This window comes from Dyadobacter sediminis (assembly GCF_005860765.1).
GTDB classification, from domain to species: Bacteria; Bacteroidota; Bacteroidia; order Cytophagales; family Spirosomataceae; genus Dyadobacter; species Dyadobacter sediminis.
Map to the genome: position 1 here is coordinate 687531 of NZ_VCEI01000011.1, position 25087 is coordinate 712617.

Here is a 25087-nt window from a genome sequence, read left to right on the forward strand (position 1 = left end):
AGACTTGCCGCTTGGTAAGTATTCATCCTGTTCATGGTTCTGTTCTGAGATAATTCCTTCATATAGCAGTGTTGTTGCCTGAACACATGCTGTATGAATAAAAAAACTACCCTTTTTACCTGTCTTTATTTCTTGTCCGCCTTGCTGCTGCAATGCAGCCGGCATGAAAGTCTTACGCCCAATAATCCTGCGGCTATTCACAGCAATTCCCTTTCAGTCAGCGATAAAGATGCGGCTGAACTGGCCCGTAACTTCCTGAAAAAAGATGAAAATCAAAACATGGCTGGAAATGAAAAGCTGCGTTTAAAGGAAAGTTCGGTTCATTCCGTACCCAGACGGGTCTGGAATGTTAAAACTTTGTATGATGATGCAGGCAATCCGCTGATGCATGTCATTCATTTTGAATCAGATCAAAGTGCGGAACATGGATTTGTGATCCTTGCTGCGGACAAGCGCGTTGTTCCCGTTCTTGCAAAAAGCGACAGCGGAACTTTCAGTCTGGAAGGAGAAAATCCCGGTCCGGGGATCTGGTTTGAGCGTGTCAAAAAAGAAGTTTCCGAAGGAACAAAAAGAATGAAAGTTCCGGAAAAAGGCATCGCCCTGATGTGGAAAAAACTGAATGAAAATAAAACCAGTCTGCTATCCGAAACACCTGATTACGAACCGCCTGTCGATCCGTATTACTGTCCGCCGGATACTTACTATGACAGCGGACTGCTGATTACATCAATTTGGAGGCAGGATGAAGTTTACAACATGTATTGTCCAACAAGATCTTGTGGTAAATGCTCTTATGCATATGCAGGTTGCGGAGCAGTTGCAATAGCTCAAGTCTGGAATGCAAAGTGTAACCAGAAACCCAAAACTTACTCCATTGCGCCCGGACCTGTATTAAACTATAATTTTCCATTAAAAGATGTAAGGTCAACAATTAGCTGCACTTCTGTTAACCCAAATGACATGCAGATCGCCAATATGATTCGGGTTGCGGGGATGTTTGCAGAATCTGACTATAATTTTCTGAACTGCAACACGATGACATGGAGGAAAGATATCAAAACTGCTTTTCAAGCAGCCGGATATTCCAATCCAGGAAGCTGGGTTAATTTTAATAATTCAACAAACCAGGTTCGTTCGGAATTAATGAGCGGACATCCGGTCATTATGGACGGTACAAACACCACTCTAGGCTTTGACAATTGGCATATTTGGGTCATGGTGGGTATTCGGGAGACGATTTTACACGGCGTGGTTGATCTAAATGGGTCACCTACCTGCATGGCGTGGACGTATAACATGTATTACCTCAACTGGGGCTGGGGAGGCAAAGATAATGGATGGTATGCCATGGGAAATTTTATTGGTGATAAAGTAAATTATGACACATCCTTAAACGTAACCCTTGGCATGCGGCCATGAGCAATTATATGAAGCCATTTAAATATCAATACACGCGTTTTTTTGTTCTAAGTCTTCTGATTTCTTCCTGCGAGTATCCATTTAACATTGTTATGGTTTCACAAACATATGATGTGAAGCAAGAAGCCGAACGGCGTTATTATACCAAAAGCAAAACTTCCATTTTCTTTGATCGTGTAAACTACCAGACACTGGAATTTAAAGGTGACACGATGATTCTGACGGTAAATGATAAAATCATGGATACCATTTATCTGAAAGACGATTATTGGCTGGGAAAAAAGAAAAAGGGAATCAAGATCTTTAAAGGCATCTCCGCCACTACCAAGGAACATAGAACCATTCGCTGCACAGTGGAACATATTAAAGATAGAGGCTTGCAACGACTGGTTACCAGTGAAATTATGACGGGTGATTACAATCCAGCTGCTGACACCGTTTGGACGTATTATGAGTTGCTTCCAAGCCAGTTTTAAACAGAGCAATATGCGGCATCAAATGCAACAACCCGGAACTGGTGATTCCGGGTTGTTGCTTGCTCATTGTATTTGCCTTAATTTTTCCGAACCAGCAATGCCACGTTTTCGACATGATGTGTGTTCGGGAACATATCCACAGGCTGGACTTTGGTTACTTCATAGTGCTCCGACATCAATGCCAGATCGCGCGCCTGTGTGGCGGTGTTGCAGCTGACATAAACAATTTTTTGCGGTTCTGCTTTCAGGATCGTTTCCACAACCGGTACATCCATACCCGCACGCGGCGGATCGGTAATAATGACGTCCGGTTTGCCATGCTGCATCAGGAAATTTTCATTCATAATCCAGCGCATATCGCCCGAAAAAAATGACGTATTGCTTATGCCGTTCAGTTCGGAATTCCGGCGTGCATCTTCCACAGCTGCCTCCACATACTCTATGCCGACTACTTTTTTTGCTCTTCTTGCCACGAAATTGGCAATGGTCCCGGTTCCGGTATAAAGGTCGTACACGGATTCATTTCCCGTCAGTCCGGCATATTCCCGTGCCACACTGAACAATTGATACGCCTGTTCCGAATTGGTCTGGTAAAAAGATTTGGGCCCGACCAGAAACGTCAGGTCTTCCATGGTTTCCCGGATGAATTTTTCTCCCGAATAATTGATTACTTCCTGATCCTGATACGAATCGTTTCCTTTCAGATTTACGATGTAATTCAGCGACGTAATTTCGGTATGCGTTTTTTTGAGGTATTCCATCACCAATTCAATGGCCTCGTCATGCTGCTCGCCAAATTGCACGATTACCATTACATCACCCGTATTGGCCGTTCGCACAACCAAATTGCGCAACGTGCCTTTATTAAAGCGTACATCGTAGTACGGAATGTTATGCAGTTCGCCGAAATGATGCAGCGAATTGCGGATCGTATTGGATGGGTCCGGCTGCAGATGGCAGTGATTTACCGTAAAAATTTTATCAAATCTTTTGGGCACATGAAACCCGAGCGCATGTTTGGAATACACCTGCCCGGAATCCATCTGTTCCTTGGTGAGCCAGCGCCAGTTTGAAAAGGTAAATTCCAGCTTGTTCCGGTAATATTCCGTTTTTGGAGCCGCAAGGATCTGATTGACAGCAACATTCCTGATCTTTCCGAGCCTTTCAAAATGATCGATAACCTGTTGCCGCTTGAAATGCAACTGGTGCTCGTACGCAATGTGCTGCCATTTGCAACCGCCGCATACATCATGGTGCAGACAGTAAGGTTCGGTACGCAGATCGGATTTCTTGTGGATTCTGGTTACAATCGCTTCCTTTAACTTCTTTTTTGTTTTAACCACCTGAAGATCGACTATGTCACCCGGAGCCACATTGCCTTCTACAAAAATTACGCCGTCTTCCGATTTAAATATACATTTGCCTTCTGCCGCAAAATCGGTAATTTCAACGTACTCATACTGATTATTCTTAAGCATATTCCTGTTTTTAAATTCTGATTCAACCTTATAGGACAAATTTTTACTGTTACATCAAGCCATGAAAATTCGGTTCATCCTATGCATTCTGATGCTGCTGGTCATTACTGTTGCAAAGGCCACGCATATCGTCGGCGGGCAGCTTTTCATAACTGAAAACAAAAACAGCATCTACAATTATAATATCGGGCTCACCATGTACTTCGATGCCCTTAACGGCAATCCCGGCGCCGAAGATCCGTTTGTGACCATCTATGTTTTCAGAAAACGGGACAATGCAGCCATTGGCTGGCTTGAAGCCCCAAAAATAGAACGAAAATCCGTCACGTATGCAAATCCGCTCTGCGGAATATCTTCTCTGGAGACGTACATGATCACTTACAGCTCGACTGTAAAGCTTGAAACCAGTGAATTCAATGATCCTGAAGGCTATTACATGGTCTGGGACCGGTGCTGCAGGAACGGAACGATCACCAATATCAAAAATCCCGGAGATGCAGGAAGCCTGTTTTACCTGGAATTTCCGCCCATCACTAAAAACGGCACGTCATTCAGCAACTCCTCCCCTGTTTTTCCAGCGGTAAAAGGCGATTATGCCTGTGTGAATTCACCCTTTTTCTTTGATTTCGGAGGTTCGGATGCGGATGGCGACAGCCTCGTTTACACCCTTGTAACGCCCATGCAGGGCTTTGCCGACAAAGCCAATCCGAGCCAGCCCGCACGCGGATCGTCCGCTTACCCGCGGCTTACATGGATTGATAACATTACGGTTTCCAATGTAATTCCCGGTCCCAAGCCTTTAACCGTAAACGGTAAAACGGGAATGCTTTCGGTTACGCCCGGATTTGTAGGTCTCTACGTCTTTGCAGTGCAAGTGGATGAATACAGGAAAGGACAAAAAATCGGAACGCTTACACGCGATTTTCAGCTTAAAGTGGTCGATTGTCCCAAAATGGATCCGCCCAAACTGCTGTTCAAGCCTGCGGGAAAAAATGTGTTTTATACGGAAAACGAAATCATCACAATAAAAAAAGACGATCCTGACTGTTTTGAAGTAATTGTAACCGATCCTTCCATAAATCAGCTTGTAAAAGTAAACGGAAGGGCTGTAAACAATTCCAAGGATTATTTTACGCTGCTTCCGGCCGAGTTCCGTACTACCATTGCCAACGATACGCTGAAATTTCAGATCTGTCTGGATGAATGTTTTGTTACTTACGACAACAGGCCGATCAAAATCGAACTTATAGCGGAGGATGAAAGCTGCCCGGTTCCATTAACCGATACTTTGAACATTTACATCCGCCGGGAAGGCAATGGCAATGCACCGCCGCAAATTACTACTTCCCTCGCTTCCGAATACATGCATGTGACCGCAGGCGTTCCGGTCAGTTTCACTGTTTATGGAAAGGATCCCGACAAAGACAACCTTGCTCTTTCCGGCCGCGGAAGGGATTTCAACATGGCCGATCAAGCCATGAACTTTAAGTCCGTGAACGGGACGGCGCCCGTGCAGCAGAATTTTACGTGGACGCCGCCCTGCAATGCCAGGAAAGGCGATACGCTGGCCGTTGACTTTCTGGTAGAGGACATGCGCTGTGAAGGCAACCCGCTTGGCGTTTCCAGGCCCGTTTATTTTATCGTCGACGAATCGCCGAACACGCCGCCTGCAGTCCGTACAACATTGCCTGAACCGGAAATTACCTATACGATCGGAAACTCGTCAGAAATCCTTTTTGATGTGCTTGCAACAGATCCGGATACCAGCACAATCAGTCTGGTTGCGGCCGGACGAGGCTTTGACCTTCCTGCTGCCGGAATGAACTTTGCAAACAAGACCGGAACACGCGAAGTCATTTCACCCTATGGATGGAACCCGGACTGCGCTTTGCTGAACGGAAAAGGTGAGCAAACATTTGTAATTGATTTTATAGCGCAGGATAAAAGCTGCAGTTCGGCAAACGATACGACCACGGTGAAAGTGACCGTCAAGGACAATTCCTTTACTGAATTTCCGGAGTTCCCGAATGTCATTACGCCCAATGGCGACGGCAAAAATGACTGTCTTTTTCTTCAGGATTTACCTGAAGGCAACTGCTCCGATCAGTTCAGGGACGTGACCGTTTATAACCGCTGGGGAAAACAGGTTTATTATTCCAAAGTAAAGGAAAACAACTGGTGCCCGGCAGACATTTCCGGCGGCTACTATTACTTTCTGATCCAGTATACGGCACGAACGTACAAAGGCGGCATCACGGTACTGAAATAACGCGCCTCTTGCATGCAATGTTGATGACGCAAAGAATGCATTCGGGCGTATTTACCCGGTTTCCGGGAAACATTAACAAAACGGACATTGTTAGTCATTGGAAACTATAACCAATGCATGCAATGACTGACAATTTTCAATGGGGATTTCTGATGGCCAGGCTTGCGGCCGGCATGAGTATGTTCGGGCACGGACTCGTACGCTTGCCAAAACTAAACGGATTCAGTCACTGGATGGTCGAGCAGTTTCAGAAATCCATGCTTCCGGATGCAATCGTAATTCCTTTCAGTTACGTACTGCCCGTGGCCGAATTCACAATCGGGCTCTTGCTTCTGCTTGGATTATTTACACGCAATGCGCTCATGGCGGCTGGATTGGTTATGGTCGCTCTCCTATTCGGATCTTCCATGATTGAGGAATGGAGTGCTATTCCGTCCCAGCTTTTACATGCCGCATTCTTTGCAGTTCTGCTCTGCTATACAGACCTGTATAACCAGTTTTCACTGGATCAGAAATTCCGTAAGTAGCCGGGGATTCTTTTTCTGCGTATTATATAAATGAAAAGGAAAGTACTTTCCAGGCAAATTATAGATAGCTAAATGGATCAAATTGCAAGTTCTAATTATATGTATTTTTCTTTTAAGACTTACAATATTTAATGAATAATTAAAAAGTATTTTATTTATAATAAGTATTTTACATTTACTATTTATTAAATGTATTTTAAATAACTCACATATAAAATTTTTCAAACATATTTTATGTTTATAATGCTTTAAATGTATAGAAAATCATACCATATTATTTTTAAGCAAAATTCTTTGAAAATCAATAATTTAGTTTTCAAATAACGCTAAAATCGCATTTACATGCTTGCCCTTTGTTTCTTTTTAAAATATTGCTTCTCACATTTTTTAAATCAAAAAACTAAATCTACTTTTGTACTGTAATTATAATAGTTACAGTATGAACAACGGACGTTTTGCTATTTCGGTACATATTCTGACGCTCCTCGCGGATGCGGCAGCTGAATGGGTACCTTCCGAGTATCTCGCCGGAAGCATTAATATCAATCCGGTACTGGTACGCAAGGAACTTAGTAATCTTCGGGAACACGGACTGGTAATCAGTAAAGAAGGAAAATCGGGCGGTAACAGGCTTGCCAGAAACCCGGAACAAATTTTCATGTCTGACGTTTACAAAGCCGTCAGACAAAAGGATCTGCTCGGAAAAAGCATTAACGCGCCCAACCCGCAATGTGACGTCGGAAAGGAAATCAACAAGCATCTGGACAGTCTTTACGATGAAGCAGAAAAAGCATTGCTGCTGAGTCTGGAAAGGAAATCTTTGTCTGATTTTCATAAACAGTTCAGTTAATTTCTTTGCACAAAACTGTAACATTTATTATAACAGTAATCTTTAAAACTTAAAACAAAATACGTATGAAAATTGCATTGATTGGAGCCACAGGATTTGTCGGCTCCAAAGTATTGGAAGAACTGGTCTCACGCGATCATCAAGTGACGGCCATCGCCAGAAATCTGGAAAAAATAACGCTGGAAAACGAACTGATCACGCTTAAACCCGCGGACATTCTGAACTCGTCCGAGGTTTCTGAAGCCGTGGCCGGCAATGATGCTGTAATCAGCGCATTTAATCCCGGCTGGACCAATCCGAATATTTACAAGGATTCCATTGAAGGTTACAAATCCATTCAGGAAGGTGTAAAACAATCGGGAATCAAGCGGTTGCTGGTTGTTGGCGGGGCTGGCAGCCTCGAAGTGGCGCCCGGGGTGCAGCTTGTTGATACGCCGGATTTCCCTGCAGAATACAAGGCCGGCGCAAGTGCCGCAAGAGATTACCTGAACCTGATCAAAACGGAAACCGAGCTGGACTGGACTTTTTTGAGCCCTGCGATTGAAATGCATCCGGGAACGTCAGGCGTGAGAAAAGGTGTTTACAGAACCGGTGAGGACAATCCTGTTTTCAACGAAAAAGGCAGAAGCATCATTTCGGCAGAAGACCTTGCCGTAGCCATTGCGGACGAAATTGAACAATCCAACTTTGTTAAAAAGCGCTTTACCGCTGCATACTAAAAGTATTTGAAAAAAGGAAAATAAGTACAAGGCATACTGTAAGGTCAATATGTCTTGTACCTAAAAAATGTATGTAGCATTTAGAAAGAACAATACATACGTAAAGCTTTATAAATTTTAAATGTACTATTAGTATATTGAATTAATGGTTTAACCATAAGTGACTTAACATATTCTGATTTATTTACAAGATTTCCATTTTAAGATTTTGTAAATTATTTGGCTCATTATACTGCTAATGTGAAGCGGGATAAAGTTCTTTGCATCTTGAATGTTATCTTAATATCAAGTGATGAAGCGACTTTTTACCGCAGCTGTTCTCCTTTTGGCTTTCCTTGTTGCACCACAGGCAAATGCACAGCGGTTTTTGATGGATCTGGTGGATACAACAAACCAGATGGGAAAAGGAATGCTTTCCATTTATGAACGGTACAACCGGGTCCGGATCAGCGGATACATACAGCCTCAGTTCCAGTACACACTCCAGGAAGGCGCGGAAACCTTTGCGGGCGGCAATTTTTCACCCATGTCAAACAACCGCTTTACGCTGCGCCGCGGAAGACTGCGCGTGGATTACGCGCATCTGAATAAAAACAATGATCCAACTTCCTACTTTGTTTTTCAGTTTGACGGTACGGAACGCGGCGTCGCCATCCGGGATTTCTGGGGCCGGTTTTATGAAAACAAGTTCCGGATTTTTGCACTGACAACGGGCATGTTTGCACGTCCGTTCGGACATGAAGTAAACTTGTCTTCGGCAAACCGGGAGTCGCCGGAACGCGGCAGGATGTCGCAGCTTTTGATGAGAACCGAGCGGGACATTGGAATGATGTTAACCGTAACAAGCCGAAAAAGTTTAAGCTGGTCGCAGAAACTCAAACTGGATGTCGGCGTATTCAACGGGCAAGGCATGTCCGGTACCTCAGAGTATGACAGCCATAAAGATGTGATCGGAAGGATCAGTCTGAAACCAACGCGCATTCATGCACTTGGCGGAGCCACACTGTCGGCAGCCATTTCGGGTTACGCAGGCGGCATCACCAGCCAGTCCGAAACGGTTTATAAAACCAGGATGAAGGAAAATGCATTTCGGGCTGTCAAGGATTCTTCGGACAGTAATTACGCCAAAGTTCTGCCGCGCAAGTATGCCGGTGCCGATTTCCAGATTTTCTTTCCGAACCGGACGGGTAAAACGGAGTTCCGTGCCGAGTACGTGTTCGGAAAACAGACTGCCACTTCGGGAAGCAGCGAAACGCCGGGCGTATATCCGGTTTCAAATGGTGTGAAAGATCCGTTGTATGTCAGGAATTTCAACGGGGCCTATTTTTATTTCCTGCAGCACCTTGGCAGCCTGAATCACCTGTTTGTTTTGAAATACGACTGGTATGATCCCAATTCAAAGGTTTCAGGAAATGCGCTGACCAATACGGCCGGTTTCAGCAAAGCGGATCTCCGTTTCGATACTGTCGGAATGGGTTATGTTTACGTGGCCAACGAGTCGTTGAAATTTACCTTGTATTACGATTTGGTCCGAAATGAAAAGTCAGCGTTAAAAGGGTTTGAAAAAGACGTGCGGGACGATGTACTTACATGCCGCGTGCAATATAGCTTCTAGTTCCGAAGCGTTCTTCCAGTACCTTTTTGCGGTACCTGAAAATGTTATTGACCTCGTTCCGGACAAACACCGCGTCAACGAAATTGCCGATGAATCCGAGCGGAACCTTGTAATGAAGAATATCTTCCATCAAAACGCCTTCATCAATGGCTGTAAAACGGTGCTGATGGTGCCAGAAAGCATACGGCCCGAAACGCTGCTCGTCCACAAAATAATGATTTTCGGAAACATGGGTGATTTCTGTGACCCATTTCAACGGAATGCCCAGAACAGGCTTGACAATGTACCGGATGATCTGGCCGGCGTACATTTTTTCACCGTGGTGCGACGAAGTTACCACAAATCCCATGTGCGAGGGAGTAATTTCTTTCAGATTAGCCGGGTTGGAAAAAAACGTCCAGGCTTCCTCGAGAGAAATGGGCAGCTTTTGTGTAAAATACAACTCTTGCATTGCTTTATGATTGATTAACATAACCCGCTAAATAACCAGGCCAGCCTGAACGTCAGGTGGCATGATTTTCTTAACTTTTGTATCTTAACTTAACTCCATAGCACCATGAACAGAAAAATGATTGCGACCACATCTTTATCCATTTATGCAAACCCTCTGAAAGTGTGGAGAGCGTTGATTGATCCGGAAACTGTTAAGAAATACATGCACGGCGCCGAAGTTAGTTCCGGCTGGGAAGTAGGCAGCCCGATAACTTTTACGGGGACCTGGGACGGTAAAACTTACGTGGATAAAGGAACGATCCTGGAAATCATACCGGAGAGGGTATTAAGCTATTCCTACTGGAGTCCGCTTGCAGGCTCAGAAGATTACGAAGACAATTACGCGCATGTTACTTATCATATCGCTCCGTTTGACAACGAAACTACGCTGACCATTACGCAGGACAATCTGGAGACCGAAGAAGAAGTTGTAAGAGCTGAGGAAAACTGGATGTCCGTCATGCACAACCTGAAAAATATTCTTGAAGAAAAATCAAAGCACGTTTTATAGAAAAAAGTACTTTCCGAAACAGGCATTTCGGAAAGTACTTTTTAATTTACAGCTTCATGCTGAGAGCAATCCGTTTGCGTGCCAGATCTACTTCCGTCACTTTCACATTTACAATCTGCTGAAGACGTACAACTTCATTCGGATCTTTGATAAACCGGTCGGCCAATTGAGAAACGTGCACCAGGCCGTCCTGTTTAACGCCAATATCGACAAAAGCACCGAAAGCTGTGATGTTGGTTACGATACCCGGCAGGATCATTCCGGTTTTCAAATCCTCCGGTTTTCTGACACTGCTGTCAAATTCAAATGGCTTCATCCCGGCTCGCGGATCGCGCGAAGGTTTTTCCAGTTCCAGTAAAATATCCTTTAAAGTAGGCAGCCCGACCGCATCGGATACATACTTCTCGGGCCTGATCTGCTTTCTGAGTTCAGGTTTCTGCATCAGTTCCCGGATGGTCGTACCCGCATCTTTAGCCATTTGTTCCACCAGACCGTATCTTTCAGGATGTACTGCACTGGAATCCAACGGATTATCTGCATTTTGAATTCGAAGAAAACCTGCTGCCTGCTCAAATGCCTTGGAACCAAGCCTCGGCACTTTCAATAATTGCTGACGTGTCTTAAAATTCCCGTTTTTAGCCCTGAAATCCACGATATTCTGCGCCAGCGCAGGCCCAAGCCCTGATACATAGCGAAGTAAATGCTTGCTTGCCGTGTTCAGGTTTACGCCTACGGAATTTACGCAGCTTTCCACGACTACATCCAAAGCATTTCGCAATGAATTCTGGTCTACATCGTGCTGGTACTGCCCTACTCCGATGGATTTCGGATCAATCTTAACCAGTTCCGCCAATGGGTCCATCAACCGCCGGCCAATGGAAACCGAACCGCGAACGGTTACATCCTTATCCGGAAACTCCTCCCGCGCAACTTCCGAAGCCGAGTAAATGGAAGCGCCCTGTTCACTGACCATAAACAATCCGATTTCTGCTATTTTACCACTTTCCTCCAGTAATCTTCTAACAAAATCCTCCGTTTCACGCCCGGCAGTACCGTTTCCAACCGCAATCGCTTCTACCTGAAACTTGGCGATGGCATCAGCCAGTTTGTTGCGTGCTTCCGCAGGTTTATCAAACGGATAAATGACATGATCGGCCAGTAAGTTTCCCTGGCTATCGAGCACCACGACTTTGCAGCCGGTACGAAAGCCCGGATCAATAGCCAGCACCTTTTTTTGTCCGAGCGGAGAGGCAAGCAGCAGCTGACGCAGATTTTCGGTAAATACCTGAATGGCGGCCGTATCGGCTTTTTCCTTGGACAAACCGGCAAATTCCGTTTCAATGGAAGGTTTCAGAAGCCGTTTGTAACTATCCGTCAATGCCAGCACTATCTGATCCCTGCAAGCCGGCGGACCTTGCAGAAAAAGCCTTTCCAATAGAGTGAGTGCCTGATCTTCATCCGCGGAAATATCCACGTTCAGTATGCCTTCCTCTTCACCGCGGCGAATCGCCAGCAGCCGGTGCGACGGTATGCGGGAAAGCCGCTCCGAAAACTCAAAGTAATCGCGGTACTTCACACCTTCTTCTTCTTTCTTCTTTTTAACCTTTGCAGTAATGACCGCCTCTTTCTGAAACAGAATGCGGACACGGCTTCTGGCATCCTGATTTTCGTTGATCCATTCCGCCATGATGTCCCGTGCGCCGTTCAAGGCATCTTCTGCCGAAAGGACCTGATCGTTCAGAAAAGTCCGTGCTTTTTGTATGGGATTCGTTTCTTTTCCTGAAAATATCAGCCGGGCCAGCGGTTCAAGCCGTTTTTCAATTGCAAGGGTCGCACGGGTTTTTCTTTTCTGCTTGTATGGCAGATAAAGATCTTCCAGTTCAATGATGGAAAATACGCTTTCAATGCGTTTTTTCAGCTCCGGCGTAAGTTTTCCCTGCTCATCGATATTTTTCAGGATAAATTCCCTGCGTTTTTCTACTTCCTGCTGCTTCTGCCATGCGTCTTTAATGGCGCCGATCTGCACCTCGTCCAGACCGCCTGTTGCTTCTTTCCGGTACCTTGATATGAACGGCAGCGTTGCTCCCTCTTCAAAAAGCTGCACCGTATTCCTGACCTGCTTCTCAGAAATGCCTGTGTGCTGCGCAATAAGCGGATAATTCATACTTGTCATGCAATTAAACCAAAATTTCAATTCCTGTACTATGGACAAACGGCCGGTTTGTCAATGTTGTTTAAGAACGGGCCATTTATTTATTGCAGCAAATAAAACAGAAATTTACTGCATTAATCACGTATGTTCCCGCAAACACTGTATCCGGACAAACCTGCAGCTATTATAATTTCCGTGTCATTCAAAAGCATCCTTCTGATTTCCGCCTATATTTAACACGCGTTTTCCATATCAAACCATCCTGACTTTCAAACATAATGCTGTTGCCTGTACATAAAATGCGTATTGCATGGCTGTTTATGACTGCCATTTACCTGAGTTGCGGAATTACAAAGGCGCAGCAAAAGCCATTGTTCCGGGTCATTGCCTTTTTTACCGGGAAAAACGACAAGGCACATGTCAGTTTTGTGAACGAGGCAAACCGGAACTTTCCCAAACTGGCGGAAAAGAATGATTTTACATACGATACCACAAGTAACTGGAATAATCTGAATGCTGAATTTCTTGCCAAATACCAGGTTGTGATTTTCCTGGATACGCGGCCGGAATCGCTAGAACAACGTGAGGCTTTTCGGAAGTATATGGAAAACGGCGGCGCATGGATGGGCTTTCACTTTGCGGCATTTGCACTTACGCCTTCTGCGTACCCGCAAAACTGGAAATGGTACCACAACGAATTTCTGGGTTCCGGCCAGTACAAAAGCAACACATGGCGTCCGACTTCGGCTGTTTTAAGAGCAGAAAACAGGAATCATCCGGCTTTAAAGGGAATTCCTGCTACTTTCAAGGCTTCTCCGAATGAATGGTACCGATGGGAAAACGACCTGACTCAAAATAAAGATATTCAGATTCTGTTATCCATTGATCCGTCCAGTTTTCCTCTGGGAACAGGTCCAAAGCAGCATGAAATATGGAAAAGCGGTTATTATCCGGTGGTTTGGACAAACCGGAAGTATAAAATGATTTACCTGAACATGGGCCATAATGATATTGATTATGAGAACAAGACAGATAAAGAATTGTCATTCACATTCGATAATGACATTCAAAACCAGTTTTTAGTGAATGCTTTAATCTGGTTAGGAAACAAATAAACGGCACCCGGCGTATCCATTTGCCGGGTGCCTGGTTATTTATGCCGGTTCAGAATCTTTCGCACCTACATCTTCCGGATCAATGTCCTGTTGCGGGACTTCCGGCTCCATTCTTGTTCCGGTATTGACTTCCGGTGCATCTGGTCCCTGCACATTCGGTTTTGTGTTCAAAGGCGCAGTTTGTCCGGGTTCTGGCGTGCTTGGCGCCGGTTTTTGTTTGTCAGGCATACGTTTGGCGTTTAGTAACTGAACTTGAGGTTTTAAAATCCGAAATTCAGTTTGATGAATATTTTCATAAGCCAGAAAAAATCATGCCCTGAACCAAAAATCTGCATTTAATGATGTTCAATCCGATTTTTGCAAGACAGAAATCCATTGATTAAGTAAACTTTTATTTTTTAGGAATATGCCCGTATTTATCGTCTTACTGATTAGTTTTTTTGCAAGTCTGGGTATAACAAAAATGTATTCGGGAAGTTGGGAATATTTGCTTTGCGGCAACATTGCTATGTGCGTAATGCTGTGTTTTACTGCCATCGGCCATTTCAAGTTTTCTAAGGGTATGCAGTTGATGATCCCGAAAATATTTCCTTACAGGAAAGCACTGGTTTTGATTACCGGCATGATGGAAATTGTTGCCGGCATTGCGTTGTTGTTTCCCTCTTTAAGGTATGTAACCGGCATTTTCCTGATTGTTTTTTTTCTGCTGATCCTTCCTGCCAATATCCATGCAGCCATTCGTAAAGTTGATTATCAGAAAAACTCATTTAATGGAAAGGGCCTCGGTTATTTGTGGTTCCGGGTTCCATTTCAAATTTTTCTGATTCTTTGGGTGTGGTATTTTTCAGTTTGGCCATTTTGAAACAGCACCTTATTTCCGTTCCAGCAAGGCCATATAAAAACCGTCAAAGCCGTCCTGCGCCACGGAAGTTCTGTGTTCGGAAATCAAGTTCCACTCCTTTTTTCTGGACTTCATAAACTTTTTCACCTGATCTTCGGACTCCGACGGAAGAATGCTGCATGTGGCATACACCATTTTGCCGCCTTTTTTGACCAGCTCGGAATAATGATCCAGAATCTGCCATTGAACCTGACGGATCGAGTTCAGAAACTGCGGTTTCAGCTTCCATTTGGTATCCGGATTCCTTCGCAGAACACCCAGCCCCGAGCATGGAACATCCAGCAAAAGCCGGTCAGCCGTTCCGACAAGATTCTTAAGTGCCAGCTCGTCATCAATCAGCAGCGTTTCCAGGTTTTTGACGCCATTTCGTTCAGCCCTTTTTACCAGTTCGGTCAGTTTATGCTGCTCAATATCCATAGCCAGCATGGAGCCCTGGTTTTCAAGGAGAGCTGCGATATGCAGTGTTTTGCCGCCGGCACCTGCGCAGGCATCTATTACGCTCATTCCCGGCTTAATATCCAGAAACGGCGCTATCAGCTGGGAACCCGCATCCTGAACCTCGAAAAATCCTTGCCTGAAAGCATCCGTTCCGGTCACGTTCTGGCGTTTTTTTAAAATCAATGCTTCCGGAACTCCGGCAACCTGCGAAATATTTTCGGGTCCGAAGGTATTTATGACCGTCTGAAGATCGGCTTTCAGCGTATTTACCCGGATTGTAACCGGTGCCTGCTGGTTCAGAGCTGTCAATTCTTCATCCCACTTGGTGCCCAGCTCCTGTGCAGCGGTCTCATCCATCCAGTCCGGCACGGACTGAGCCAATTTTCTTGTACTTAATGCCCGGGTATATCTTTCCAGAACCGTTTCTGCATGGATGCCTTCGAACTCCGGCCACTGCGGTAAAATTCCGTCTTCTTCCCTGCCAAGATGCCGTGGTTTGATGATCAGCCAGGCACCCGCCAGTTTCCAGAAATCTTCCGGTTCAAATGCCTTTTCAATTTCAGCTGCATACTTGATCAGTCTCCACCAGCGAACCATTTCATACGTGTTTTCGGCAATGAATGCACGGTCGCGGGCGCCCCACTTTTTGTTTGACTTCAGTAATTGCTCCACCACGCGATCTGCTTGGCGGTTTTTAACAAAAATGTTGTACAATGCGTCTACCGTCGCAGCAACAAGTCCTTTATATAATTTCAAAGTATGTTCTTTTTTATTTTAACAATTCAGGTTTTGCCAGCATTGAAAACCAGCGGCTGTGATCCGGTAAAGTTGGCAATGTCTTTTTTACAAAGCAACAAAAAGGCATCAAGGCATGGTTTTTAAATGGTGAGCAACAGAGGAGCCAATACGCTGAATGATATGGAGACTTGGTTTCCGGAACGAAAGAATAAAAAAATAATAAACCGAAATGGATTATACATATGGAAACGACCCCTGTTGTCATCTGTCCGCCTGATTTGTCCACACGTCCATATAGTCTGCAGGCGGAACGGTTAATGGCGCTATCCATGGAAACACTGTTCAGCGCCTGGACCATACAACTTGACCTGTGGCTGGCTTCTCCTGCTTCATTTCTGGGAAAGCCCGAAGTGAATGCACCGTTCTATTTTGAAACCATGCATGAAGGCATCCGCTATCCGCATTACGGCCGCTTTCTGTGCATGGAGCACAACCAAATTGAATTAACCTGGGTCTCAGGAGAAAACGGTACTAAAGGAAGTGAAACGGTTTTGACCATAACACTTTCGGTTCATGCAAACGGAACACATCTGCATCTTACGCATACCGGATTTCCGGATGAAACATCAAGAGACAGGCATCAGGAAGCGTGGCCGGCGCTGTTGCAGCAACTGGAAGCAAGAATGTCCAGACCAGTGGATTAATCAGTTCCGACAAACCGGATTAAACCGGATTATCAGAAATTTTGGGGCAGCCTGATATTGAAGGTGGTTCCTTCGCCTGTTCTGGAAGTAATCTGCATGGTTCCGTTCAGACTGCTGACCAGATGTTTTACCAGCGACAGGCCAAACCCGTACCCTTTTTCACCACTGGTTCCTTCTGTTGATACTGCATTTTCAGACATAATATCCTCGATGCTTTCTTCACTTATGCCAATTCCGTTATCAAAAACGGTTATGTACAAAACAACCTGTTCGCCACTGGTCGTTAACTGAAGATCAACTGTTACATGTCCGCCAACAGGCGTAAATTTCATTGAATTGCTGATCAGATTGCCGGTAATCTGCAACAGTTTGTTTTTGGGAAGCGCGATGTTTTCGGTCAGTGGTGTTGTAATAACCGTAAACAATATATTCTTGTGCTTTGCCTGCGGACTGTACAGTTTAATCAGTTTGTCTTTGAAAACATTCAGATTGAAAATGCCCGTATCCGGAGTTTTGGAACGGTCAGGCAAAGCTTTGTCTTTACTTGTTTCCAGAATCTCTCCTGCCAGATCCAGTATTGAATTGCCGCTTTTATGAATCAGCGATATAAATTCGAGTACTTCGTCCATCTGATTGTTATAGCCCTGGTCACGGATAATCTGAGCCAGACCCACGATGCCGCCGAGCGGCCCGCGGATGTCATGGGCCACCTTTTTTTGCATTTGCTTTGCTTCCAGCAATTTAGATTTCAGATTATCCATGACCTTCAATGTCTGAAGGCGGGTGACAACCTCATCTGCAATGATTTTCATCAATTCAATCTTTTCCGGATCAAGCGATTTGTGTTCATAATCCAGGACGCATAACGCACCAATCTGATGACCGTTGATTGTTTTGAGCGGAACACCGTAGTAATAGCGCAGGTTTGGGTCGCCGTTTACATACTGTTTGTCCTTGAAACGTTCATCTGCCGAAAGATCATCCACTTCAAAATGATCCTGTTCCATGATCGTGTACTGGCATATGGATTCCTCTCTCAGCATTTGCTCCACATCCATTCCGTAATTGGAAATAGTCCATTGTGTCAGGGAATCAATGAGGTTTACAAGCGATATTTTGGTTCCCGTAACCTTGGCAGCCAACTTGGCCAGATCCTTAAAGCTATGCTGATGATCGGAGTAATCGACATCCAGTTCCACGAGGCTCATCAGCCTTTCCAGTTCATTTTCAGGTACCACAGGCAATATGTTTGTCACTTTCACACTAAATTTGATACTTTATTCATTAACACTTTTCGAAATAGAAGTACTTCTATCTTCAACTATCAAATATACGAAAATGTTCTATATGAATTATAGGAAATTACGATAAGCTCTCTAAGGTTTTTAAGTCATCTGTATTTTATGCTTAGGTAAAGACCAACCCATATCCCAATCAGCAGTTATCTCGATGTCAATCTTATTCAACCGGAATTTTCGCAGAGTTAAAAAAAGGATTTATCAGTAAACCGGCATCTTGGAATAATTCAGTTTTAAAATAAATTTTACAGAATTTAGAAATACCTTTTGTAGATTTGGCAGATAGTATTTTTTTAAGATAAACAATGCCCTAATTTCCTCCCGATAAAGATAATTCAGACAATTTAATGGTTCCAATAAATATAACGCCGTTAGTAATCAGGATTATTGGTATGGATTATATGAACTTTCTCGCAGCGAATGAATTGATTTATACCCGTACATTTTTCAATAATTGAATATTATTAAGAACAGATAACTCATCGAAACTTCATTCTAATCTTGACTCTTGATGTTGAAAATAACTTTTACAATAATTTTAAACCTTTTTTTTCTTCAATGCATTGCACAAAATGCGGCGTCGGATGCAATTATCGGCGAGTGGGTCAATGAAGAAAATGATGCAAAGATCGAGATTTATAAAAGCGGTGCGGTTTATCATGGAAAACTGATCTGGGGAATCGATTATCTGGAAGCAGACGGAAAGACTTCAAAAAAAGACGTCAATAATGCGGATGAAAAACTGCAGTCTCGTTTCCTGATCAATTCCAATTTTTTTCAGGATTTCAAGTTTGAGGACGGCGTATGGGACGGTGGAACCATGTATGACCCCAAAAGCGGCAAAAGCTATAACTGCGTCATGAAAATACGCGATGAAACGCTGGAAATACGCAGCTACGTCGGAATTCAGTTATTCGGCAAGACTACTTACTGGAAACGCTCTCTTTGAGTATTTCATCTGATTGCCTGCACCTTCTATTTATCTGTACATGGATGATGTGAAGACACATCATCCCGCAAACAGGCGAAATCCGGCTTCTGATTACTTGTCCTGCATGATGTGTCTTCACATCATGACATGCACAAAACAAAAATCTGGCCTGACTTACCGGATGTGGCGCTTTCGCTTTCCTGCTGGAAAGTACATTTTAATCCGATGCGGGAATAGAAAGTGAAAACGCAATGTTGTTTCAAAAAGATCTGGAGAAACAATGAGCGACATAAAACTTGGAATTCTGGACCAATCCATTGTAAGACATGGTTCCAGTGTACAGCAGGCAATCAACGAAACCATCGCAACCGCACAACTGGCGGAAGATTTAGGCTACAACCGATTCTGGGTTTCCGAACATCATAATTCAGAATTCATTGCAGGTTCCACACCGGAAGTACTGATGGTTAAACTGGCTGATGCAACCAACCATATACGGATCGGGTCCGGCGGGATCATGCTTCCCAATCACAGTGCCTTGAAAGTTGCTGAAAACTTCAGGATGCTGGAAACGCTGTTTCCGGGAAGAATTGACCTGGGCATGGGGCGTGCACCCGGTACGGACCGCATTACGTCATCCATTCTGAATCCTTCCAACGATTTCAGTGAATCAAGTTATCTGAAACAGCTGGAACATCTGCAGCATTTTTTTCGGGATACGGCCGGAACCGAACGCGGGTTTATCTATGCGACGCCGCAATCCCCGACGATTCCCATGCAATGGATACTGAGTTCCAGCGGCGGAAGCAGCAAAATTGCGGCCCGTTTCGGCATGGGACTTGCGGTGGCGAAGTTTATCAATGGTTTTGTCCGTCCGGATGTCGTGGAAACATACCGCAGAAACTTTCGTCCTTCGGATCAGTACGCGCAGCCACATGCCATACTATCCGTTTTTGTCCTCTGCGGTGAAACTGAAGAAGAAGCTGAACGGATGCGCAAAATGATGGATTTTGTACTTGTTGAATTTGAAAAAGGAAAATTCGGCCCGTTTCCGGATCTGGAAACCGTAAAGAATTACCGGTTTACTGTTGGCGAGCTGGAAAGAATCCGTTACAACAGCGGCCGCATCATTTCCGGGACCAAGGAAGCAGTAAAAGAGCAGCTTACAAAGTTGGCCAAGGAGTTTGAAGTAGATGAAATAATTATTTCCACTATGGCATACAGTGTGGAAGCCAGGATAAAATCTTTTGAACTGATCTCGGAAGCATTTAAATTGAGAGAACCCGCGCTTTAAGTTTATTTTTGTCGCAGATACTATTCTGAAACATAATGAACCGTTTTGACCGGATTACTGCCATTTTGATTCAGCTGCAGTCACGAAAAATTGTGAAAGCGCAGGAACTGGCAGAACGTTTTGAAATCAGCCTGAGAACCGTTTACAGGGACATCAATTCGCTTGCCGAAGCAGGCGTTCCGATAATGGGCGAGGCAGGCGTCGGCTATTCCATTATGGACGGCTATCGCCTGCCTCCCGTCATGTTTACAAAAGAAGAAGCGCGTACTTTTATTACGGCAGAAAAACTGATGGAGAAGTTTACAGACTTTTCTACGCAATCGCAGTATCAGTCTGCCATGTATAAAATAAAGGCGGTTTTGCGGAGCAGTGAAAAATCCATGGTTGAAAACCTGGAAAACCAGATAGCAGTCAGGCTTAATTCCAAACCATTTTCGACGCAGAAAAGCAATACGCTGGATGTGCTGCTGAAAAGCATTACAGAGAAGAAAATCGCCCGGATCACTTATACGGCAGTTAATTCGGATGAGCCGATGGAACGCGTGATCGAACCGGTCGGGATTTATCATGAAAACAGTTACTGGTATACCATTGGCTATTGTCATTTAAGAAATGATTACCGCAATTTCCGTTCAGACCGGATCCTTGAAATCGAGCTTACCGAAAAGACGTTTGAAAACCAGCATGCACCCTTGAAAGATTTTCTTGCGCACGACTGGGAAACAAAAAATCTCCGGCTGATCAGGATCAAAGTTGAAAGGCGTGTTGTACCGTATTTTCAGGATCAAAAATATTACTACGGGTTTGTTTCGGAAACAGTAAAAGGCAATGATGTGGAAATGTCATTCCTGACCGCGTCTATTGACGGATTTGCGCGCTGGTATCTGATGATCGCACCCAATGCCACCATTCTCGAACCGGAATCACTGAAGGAAAAACTGAGAAAACTGATCACCGAAATTTCGCAGAAGCTGTAAGTCTAACAATGGCATCGCTCCTATGCATGAACAACCTCGTTATACCGGAAATTTCAGACAGTCTGCATACTTAGAATAACCGGCTGCATTGCATTCCTTTACATATCAAGTAAGATTATATTCAGATTTTGTATGAGTAAAACATCAGGCAGAAAGGCATATTTATAGACTACAATTTCTATATAGTATCTGTTTTCTTAATACATTTGAACGTTTTACTTAAACGCATACATCATGAAATTTGAAACCTTACAGCTTCATGCCGGTCAGCAGCCGGACCCGGTTACAAACTCACGCGCCGTCCCGCTTTATCAAACTACATCTTACGTTTTCAACAATGCCGAGCATGCAGCCAATCTGTTTGCATTGAAAGAATTCGGAAATATATATTCCCGGATCATGAATCCGACCAATGATGTTTTTGAAAAAAGGATTGCTGCGCTGGAAGGCGGTGTGGCAGCACTGGCCACCGCATCCGGACACTCTGCACAGTTTCTGGCCATCAATAATATTACAACCGTCGGCGATAACTTTATTACTACTTCCTTCCTTTACGGCGGTTCATACAATCAGTTTAAAAATTCATTCCGGAATATCGGCGTGGAGGCAAGGTTTGCTGACGGAGATGATGTAAGCAGTTTTGAAAAACTGATCGATGAAAAAACCAAATGCATCTATCTTGAAACCATTGGCAATCCAAGTTACAGCGTTCCCGACTTTGAAGCATTTGCTGCACTCGCCGGTAAATACGACTTGCCGCTGATCGTTGACAATACATTCGGCGCTGCCGGCGCCATTTTTCAGCCGATCAAATACGGAGCACATGTTGTGGTGCAGTCGGCTACCAAATGGATCGGCGGGCATGGCACTTCCATCGGCGGCGTAATTGTGGATGCCGGAACATATAACTGGGGCAATGGAAAATATCCGCAGTTTACAGACCCTTCTCCAAGTTATCACGGCCTGGTTCTGAATGACGTTTTCGGGATCGGCGGACCTTTTGGAAATATCCAGTTCATCATCCGTGCCCGTGTAGAGGGTCTGCGCGACTGGGGCCCGTCCCTTTCACCGTTCAATTCTTTCTTATTCCTGCAGGGAGTGGAAACCTTATCGTTAAGAGTAGAACGCATTGGTGAAAATGCATTAAAGCTGGCGCAATGGCTCGAAAAGCAGCCTCAGGTGGAAAGTGTGAATTACATCGGTCTGGAAAGCAACAAGTATCATCAACTTGCAAAAAAATATCTGACACGTGGGTTTGGCGGCGTACTTTCATTTTCGTTAGTCGGAGATAAAACGGTAGCAGAAAAATTTGTGGACAATCTTAAACTGATCAGCAACCTGGCGAATGTGGGTGATGCAAAAACGCTGATCATACATCCAGCCTCCACAACACACTCTCAACTATCCGATTCCGAACAGATTAGAGCCGGAGTTCACCCGACCCAATTACGAATATCCGTCGGTATTGAACATATTGATGATATAATCGGTGATATAGCGTCTTCTTTCGCGACACTGGAACAAGCGTAAAATCAGCTCTAAACCGGTTGCTCACGCATACAGCTCCGGAGGAGCTCTCTGTTTGTAGAAATAGCACACAAAATTAACAGAGGGCTCCAGAGGAGCTCCCTGTTTGTAGAAAAAAGCACATAGATCAAGAAAACAGCTCCGAAGGAGCTTCCAATAATTATTTCTATAAACAGCAGGCTCCTCCGGAGCCATACCTCTGCTTGCATTGAAAAATCTGTTATCAAAATCCATAATTGCTACAAACAGCAGGCTCCTCCGGAGCCATACCTCTGCTTGAATTGAAAATCCGTTGTCAAAATCCATAATTACTACAAACAGGGGGCTCCTCCGGAGCCACACTTCTGCTGGTATGCATAAAAAACAAAAGGCTCCTGCGGAGCCTTTTGTTTTTGGAATACAATAGATTAATCTACACTATTTATCAATTCCTTCCAAGGCGAACATAAATGCAAACTGAAGCGCCACTTCCTTAAGATACTCAAATCTGCCCGAAGCACCGCCATGACCAGCTTCCATGTTTGTCTTCAGCAAAAGCACATTTTTATCCGTCTTATGCGTCCTTAATCTTGCTACCCATTTGGCTGGCTCAAAATACTGCACCTGGCTGTCATGCAAACCCGTTGTAACCAGCATGTTCGGATAATCCTTTTTTTCTACATTATCGTAAGGCGAATACGATTTCATATACATATACGATTCCTTGTTTTTAGGATTTCCCCATTCATCAAATTCGTTGGTTGTCAGCGGAATGCTTTCGTCCAGCATCGTTGTAACCACATCCACAAAAGGTACATCGGCAATGATGCCGCGCCATAATTCCGGGCGGAGATTGGAGATGGCTCCCATCAGCAGACCGCCTGCACTTCCGCCCTCCGCAAACAAGTGCGCCGGAGAGGTATAGTTTTCCTTGATGAGGAATTCCGCACAATCGATAAAGTCGTTGAATGTATTCTTCTTCTTGAACATCTTGCCGTCTTCGTACCATTTCCGGCCCATTTCTTCGCCGCCGCGTATGTGTGCAATGGCGTATATAAATCCGCGGTCCAGCAAGCTCAGGCGCGTACTGCTGAAAGTAGCATCCATGCTATGGCCGTAAGAACCATATGCATACAGAAGCATCGGCGTATCCGCACTTTTCCGGGTTCCCTTTTTATAAACTACTGAAACCGGAACTTTCACCCCGTCGCGCGAAGTGGCATAAAGTCTTTCCGTAACATAGTCCTCCGGATTATAACCGCCGACCACTTCCTGACGTTTTTTCAGCTCCTTGGCCTTGGTTTCCATGTTGTAATCGTACACGGAATTCGGCGTTGTCAATGAGGTATACACATAGCGCATGCTGATGCTGTTGTACTCAGGGTTCGAGCTTGGATAAGCAGCGTAAGCCGGTTCGCCAAAGTCAACATAATGCTCCGAATTGGTATTGACATTCCGGACGCGAAGCTGAAGCAATCCGTTTTTGCGTTCCGTAATAACCAGATAATCCTTGAACACATCAATATCTTCCAGCAGAACGTCATCTCTGGTCGGGATCACTTCTTTCCAGTTTTCAACACCTGTTTTGTTCAAAGGCGTCTCCATCAGTCTGAAGTTGAGCGCATCTTTATTCGTAACGATCAGAAATTTGTCATTTTGATGATCGATGCTGTACTTGACATCTTTCATTCGGGGCTGAAAAACGGTAAATTCACCTTCGGGCTTGTCCGCATCCAGAATCCGGTATTCCGACGACATCGTGGCACTGGAAGCGATTACAATGTATTTATCCGATTTTGTTTTGCCAACACCGATGTAATTGCTTTTATCTTTTTCGTTGTAAACGACAACGTCTTTTTTCGAATCTGCACCGAGTGTATGCCTTTTGATTTTTTCACTCAAAAGTGTCTTCGGATTTGTAGCCGTATAAAACAAGGTTTTGTTGTCATTTCCCCATTCAGCTCCGCCGCTGGTCGGAAAAATCCGGTCTTTGTAAATTTCACCCGTTTCCAGATTCTTGACATGAATCGTATACTGGCGGCGCGAAACGGTATCAACGCCAAAAGCCAGCAACTTGTTATCCGGACTTACATTGAAACCCGTTGCGGAGTAATAAGCATGTCCTTCCGCCATTTTGTCTACATCCAGCAGCATTTCCTCCGGCGCTTTCAGTGAACCCTTTTTACGGCAGTATTTGAAGTATTGCTGGCCTTCTTCACTTCGGGTATAATACCAGTAGCCATTGCTGAAAACCGGAACAGACTCGTCTTTTTCCTTGATCCGGCCTTTCATTTCCTTGAACAGATCTTCCTGAAACTTTTTGGTACCCGCCATCATCGTATCCGTGTACGCATTTTCGGCGGTCAGGTATTCTACCACTTTTGTACTGTCGGGGCCTTTCTGAAAAAAATCGGCCATCCAGTAATATTCATCATTGCGCTTGTCACCGTGCATGCCGGTTTCATGATCCTTCTTTTCTGCTACGGGCGGCGTTGCGTCCGGCCATTGATATGCTTCTTTCACTTCTTTATTCTGGTTACAGGAAAAAATAAGAACAGCTAAAAACAATAAAATAATTCGCATAGGATAAAAAGTTAAGCAATAGGATAATAAGTTTAAAACAGAAAGAACATTAAAAAAATAAACAACTTACATTACTTAATAAAAGTTTGTCATG

The 25087-nt window shown here is 44.4% G+C and carries 22 protein-coding genes; 15 read left to right on the forward strand and 7 right to left on the reverse strand.

Features of this window, described 5'->3' with window-relative positions:
* Positions 1-93: 93 nt before the first annotated feature.
* The gene (locus FEM55_RS03685) at positions 94-1419 is read left to right on the forward strand and encodes a C10 family peptidase (protein ID WP_138279947.1); all 1326 of its coding nucleotides are present in this window, start codon (positions 94-96) and stop codon (positions 1417-1419) included.
* Positions 1420-1511: 92 nt separating this feature from the next.
* Positions 1512-1895: a hypothetical protein gene (locus FEM55_RS03690; protein WP_138279948.1), complete on the forward strand. Its 384-nt coding sequence runs from the start codon at positions 1512-1514 to the stop codon at positions 1893-1895.
* Positions 1896-1972: 77 nt separating this feature from the next.
* Here FEM55_RS03690 and rlmD read toward each other — a convergent pair whose 3' ends face one another.
* On the reverse strand, positions 1973-3373 hold the full coding sequence (gene rlmD / locus FEM55_RS03695; protein ID WP_138279949.1) for a 23S rRNA (uracil(1939)-C(5))-methyltransferase RlmD: 1401 nt from the start codon (positions 3371-3373) through the stop codon (positions 1973-1975).
* 61 nt (positions 3374-3434) lie between these two features.
* On the opposite strand from rlmD, the gene FEM55_RS03700 reads away from it, so the two are divergent.
* From FEM55_RS03700 to FEM55_RS03720, 5 genes are all read left to right on the forward strand, one after another.
* On the forward strand, positions 3435-5642 hold the full coding sequence (locus tag FEM55_RS03700) for a T9SS type B sorting domain-containing protein (RefSeq protein WP_138279950.1): 2208 nt from the start codon (positions 3435-3437) through the stop codon (positions 5640-5642).
* Between the two features lie 122 nt (positions 5643-5764).
* Positions 5765-6169, forward strand: a complete 405-nt coding sequence (locus FEM55_RS03705) for a DoxX family membrane protein (RefSeq protein ID WP_138279951.1) — start codon at positions 5765-5767, stop codon at positions 6167-6169.
* A gap of 439 nt (positions 6170-6608) precedes the next feature.
* Complete coding sequence (locus FEM55_RS03710) at positions 6609-7019, forward strand: Rrf2 family transcriptional regulator (RefSeq protein ID WP_138279952.1); 411 nt, start codon at positions 6609-6611, stop codon at positions 7017-7019.
* Positions 7020-7084: 65 nt separating this feature from the next.
* Entirely contained in the window at positions 7085-7738 is a 654-nt protein-coding gene (locus FEM55_RS03715) for an NAD(P)-dependent oxidoreductase (protein WP_138279953.1), read from the forward strand.
* A 292-nt stretch (positions 7739-8030) separates the two neighbouring features.
* Positions 8031-9353, forward strand: a complete 1323-nt coding sequence (locus FEM55_RS03720; RefSeq protein WP_229209075.1) for a porin — start codon at positions 8031-8033, stop codon at positions 9351-9353.
* On the opposite strand, the gene FEM55_RS03725 is transcribed toward FEM55_RS03720, so the two are convergent.
* A complete protein-coding gene (locus FEM55_RS03725; RefSeq protein WP_138279954.1) occupies positions 9325-9804 on the reverse strand; it encodes an SRPBCC family protein in 480 nt (159 codons plus the stop codon). The genes FEM55_RS03720 and FEM55_RS03725 overlap by 29 nt on opposite strands.
* 105 nt (positions 9805-9909) lie before the next feature.
* On the opposite strand from FEM55_RS03725, the gene FEM55_RS03730 reads away from it, so the two are divergent.
* Positions 9910-10356 (forward strand): SRPBCC domain-containing protein, encoded by a 447-nt coding sequence (locus FEM55_RS03730; RefSeq protein WP_138279955.1) that lies wholly within the window; start codon positions 9910-9912, stop codon positions 10354-10356.
* A 46-nt stretch (positions 10357-10402) separates the two neighbouring features.
* On the opposite strand, the gene FEM55_RS03735 is transcribed toward FEM55_RS03730, so the two are convergent.
* Positions 10403-12520 (reverse strand): Tex family protein, encoded by a 2118-nt coding sequence (locus FEM55_RS03735; RefSeq protein WP_138279956.1) that lies wholly within the window; start codon positions 12518-12520, stop codon positions 10403-10405.
* A gap of 266 nt (positions 12521-12786) precedes the next feature.
* Here FEM55_RS03735 and FEM55_RS03740 point away from each other — a divergent pair, with 266 nt between their 5' ends.
* Complete coding sequence (locus FEM55_RS03740) at positions 12787-13623, forward strand: ThuA domain-containing protein (protein WP_374756466.1); 837 nt, start codon at positions 12787-12789, stop codon at positions 13621-13623.
* Between the two features lie 39 nt (positions 13624-13662).
* On the opposite strand, the gene FEM55_RS03745 is transcribed toward FEM55_RS03740, so the two are convergent.
* Positions 13663-13851, reverse strand: coding sequence for a hypothetical protein (locus FEM55_RS03745; protein WP_138279957.1), 189 nt, complete (start codon positions 13849-13851; stop codon positions 13663-13665).
* 289 nt (positions 13852-14140) lie between these two features.
* Here FEM55_RS03745 and FEM55_RS03750 point away from each other — a divergent pair, with 289 nt between their 5' ends.
* On the forward strand, positions 14141-14485 hold the full coding sequence (locus FEM55_RS03750; protein WP_212748287.1) for a DoxX family protein: 345 nt from the start codon (positions 14141-14143) through the stop codon (positions 14483-14485).
* A gap of 9 nt (positions 14486-14494) precedes the next feature.
* On the opposite strand, the gene FEM55_RS03755 is transcribed toward FEM55_RS03750, so the two are convergent.
* The gene (locus FEM55_RS03755; protein WP_138279959.1) at positions 14495-15718 is read right to left on the reverse strand and encodes an RsmB/NOP family class I SAM-dependent RNA methyltransferase; all 1224 of its coding nucleotides are present in this window, start codon (positions 15716-15718) and stop codon (positions 14495-14497) included.
* Positions 15719-15942: 224 nt separating this feature from the next.
* Here FEM55_RS03755 and FEM55_RS03760 point away from each other — a divergent pair, with 224 nt between their 5' ends.
* Positions 15943-16404: an SRPBCC family protein gene (locus FEM55_RS03760; protein WP_138279960.1), complete on the forward strand. Its 462-nt coding sequence runs from the start codon at positions 15943-15945 to the stop codon at positions 16402-16404.
* Positions 16405-16436: 32 nt separating this feature from the next.
* Here FEM55_RS03760 and FEM55_RS03765 read toward each other — a convergent pair whose 3' ends face one another.
* Positions 16437-17642 (reverse strand): GAF domain-containing sensor histidine kinase, encoded by a 1206-nt coding sequence (locus FEM55_RS03765; RefSeq protein ID WP_229209076.1) that lies wholly within the window; start codon positions 17640-17642, stop codon positions 16437-16439.
* 571 nt (positions 17643-18213) lie between these two features.
* Between FEM55_RS03765 and FEM55_RS03770 the strand changes: the two genes are divergently transcribed.
* From FEM55_RS03770 to FEM55_RS03785, 4 genes are all read left to right on the forward strand, one after another.
* Positions 18214-18651: a DUF2147 domain-containing protein gene (locus tag FEM55_RS03770; protein ID WP_138279961.1), complete on the forward strand. Its 438-nt coding sequence runs from the start codon at positions 18214-18216 to the stop codon at positions 18649-18651.
* 262 nt (positions 18652-18913) lie between these two features.
* On the forward strand, positions 18914-19927 hold the full coding sequence (locus FEM55_RS03775) for an LLM class flavin-dependent oxidoreductase (RefSeq protein WP_138279962.1): 1014 nt from the start codon (positions 18914-18916) through the stop codon (positions 19925-19927).
* Positions 19928-19962: 35 nt separating this feature from the next.
* Positions 19963-20904, forward strand: coding sequence for a helix-turn-helix transcriptional regulator (locus FEM55_RS03780; RefSeq protein WP_138279963.1), 942 nt, complete (start codon positions 19963-19965; stop codon positions 20902-20904).
* A gap of 234 nt (positions 20905-21138) precedes the next feature.
* A complete protein-coding gene (locus FEM55_RS03785; RefSeq protein ID WP_138279964.1) occupies positions 21139-22434 on the forward strand; it encodes an O-acetylhomoserine aminocarboxypropyltransferase/cysteine synthase family protein in 1296 nt (431 codons plus the stop codon).
* A gap of 414 nt (positions 22435-22848) precedes the next feature.
* Here the strand turns inward: FEM55_RS03785 and FEM55_RS03790 are convergent, their stop codons facing one another.
* Positions 22849-24993: a S9 family peptidase gene (locus FEM55_RS03790; RefSeq protein ID WP_138279965.1), complete on the reverse strand. Its 2145-nt coding sequence runs from the start codon at positions 24991-24993 to the stop codon at positions 22849-22851.
* Between the last annotated feature and the right edge of the window lie 94 nt (positions 24994-25087).

What these genes read in the sequence shown, in the direction of transcription:
- FEM55_RS03785 (WP_138279964.1), top strand. Translation starts at nt 21,139, where the DNA reads ATGAAATTTGAAACCTTACAGCTTCATGCCGGTCAGCAGCCGGACCCG.
- rlmD (WP_138279949.1), bottom strand. Translation starts at nt 3,373, where the DNA reads ATGCTTAAGAATAATCAGTATGAGTACGTTGAAATTACCGATTTTGCG.
- FEM55_RS03740 (WP_374756466.1), top strand. Translation starts at nt 12,787, where the DNA reads ATGCTGTTGCCTGTACATAAAATGCGTATTGCATGGCTGTTTATGACT.
- FEM55_RS03790 (WP_138279965.1), bottom strand. Translation starts at nt 24,993, where the DNA reads ATGCGAATTATTTTATTGTTTTTAGCTGTTCTTATTTTTTCCTGTAAC.
- FEM55_RS03710 (WP_138279952.1), top strand. Translation starts at nt 6,609, where the DNA reads ATGAACAACGGACGTTTTGCTATTTCGGTACATATTCTGACGCTCCTC.
- FEM55_RS03720 (WP_229209075.1), top strand. Translation starts at nt 8,031, where the DNA reads ATGAAGCGACTTTTTACCGCAGCTGTTCTCCTTTTGGCTTTCCTTGTT.
- FEM55_RS03760 (WP_138279960.1), top strand. Translation starts at nt 15,943, where the DNA reads ATGGAAACGACCCCTGTTGTCATCTGTCCGCCTGATTTGTCCACACGT.
- FEM55_RS03685 (WP_138279947.1), top strand. Translation starts at nt 94, where the DNA reads ATGAATAAAAAAACTACCCTTTTTACCTGTCTTTATTTCTTGTCCGCC.
- FEM55_RS03715 (WP_138279953.1), top strand. Translation starts at nt 7,085, where the DNA reads ATGAAAATTGCATTGATTGGAGCCACAGGATTTGTCGGCTCCAAAGTA.
- FEM55_RS03730 (WP_138279955.1), top strand. Translation starts at nt 9,910, where the DNA reads ATGAACAGAAAAATGATTGCGACCACATCTTTATCCATTTATGCAAAC.
- FEM55_RS03725 (WP_138279954.1), bottom strand. Translation starts at nt 9,804, where the DNA reads ATGCAAGAGTTGTATTTTACACAAAAGCTGCCCATTTCTCTCGAGGAA.
- FEM55_RS03775 (WP_138279962.1), top strand. Translation starts at nt 18,914, where the DNA reads ATGAGCGACATAAAACTTGGAATTCTGGACCAATCCATTGTAAGACAT.
- FEM55_RS03780 (WP_138279963.1), top strand. Translation starts at nt 19,963, where the DNA reads ATGAACCGTTTTGACCGGATTACTGCCATTTTGATTCAGCTGCAGTCA.
- FEM55_RS03700 (WP_138279950.1), top strand. Translation starts at nt 3,435, where the DNA reads ATGAAAATTCGGTTCATCCTATGCATTCTGATGCTGCTGGTCATTACT.
- FEM55_RS03705 (WP_138279951.1), top strand. Translation starts at nt 5,765, where the DNA reads ATGACTGACAATTTTCAATGGGGATTTCTGATGGCCAGGCTTGCGGCC.
- FEM55_RS03690 (WP_138279948.1), top strand. Translation starts at nt 1,512, where the DNA reads ATGGTTTCACAAACATATGATGTGAAGCAAGAAGCCGAACGGCGTTAT.
- FEM55_RS03750 (WP_212748287.1), top strand. Translation starts at nt 14,141, where the DNA reads ATGCTGTGTTTTACTGCCATCGGCCATTTCAAGTTTTCTAAGGGTATG.
- FEM55_RS03770 (WP_138279961.1), top strand. Translation starts at nt 18,214, where the DNA reads ATGTTGAAAATAACTTTTACAATAATTTTAAACCTTTTTTTTCTTCAA.
- FEM55_RS03745 (WP_138279957.1), bottom strand. Translation starts at nt 13,851, where the DNA reads ATGCCTGACAAACAAAAACCGGCGCCAAGCACGCCAGAACCCGGACAA.
- FEM55_RS03735 (WP_138279956.1), bottom strand. Translation starts at nt 12,520, where the DNA reads ATGAATTATCCGCTTATTGCGCAGCACACAGGCATTTCTGAGAAGCAG.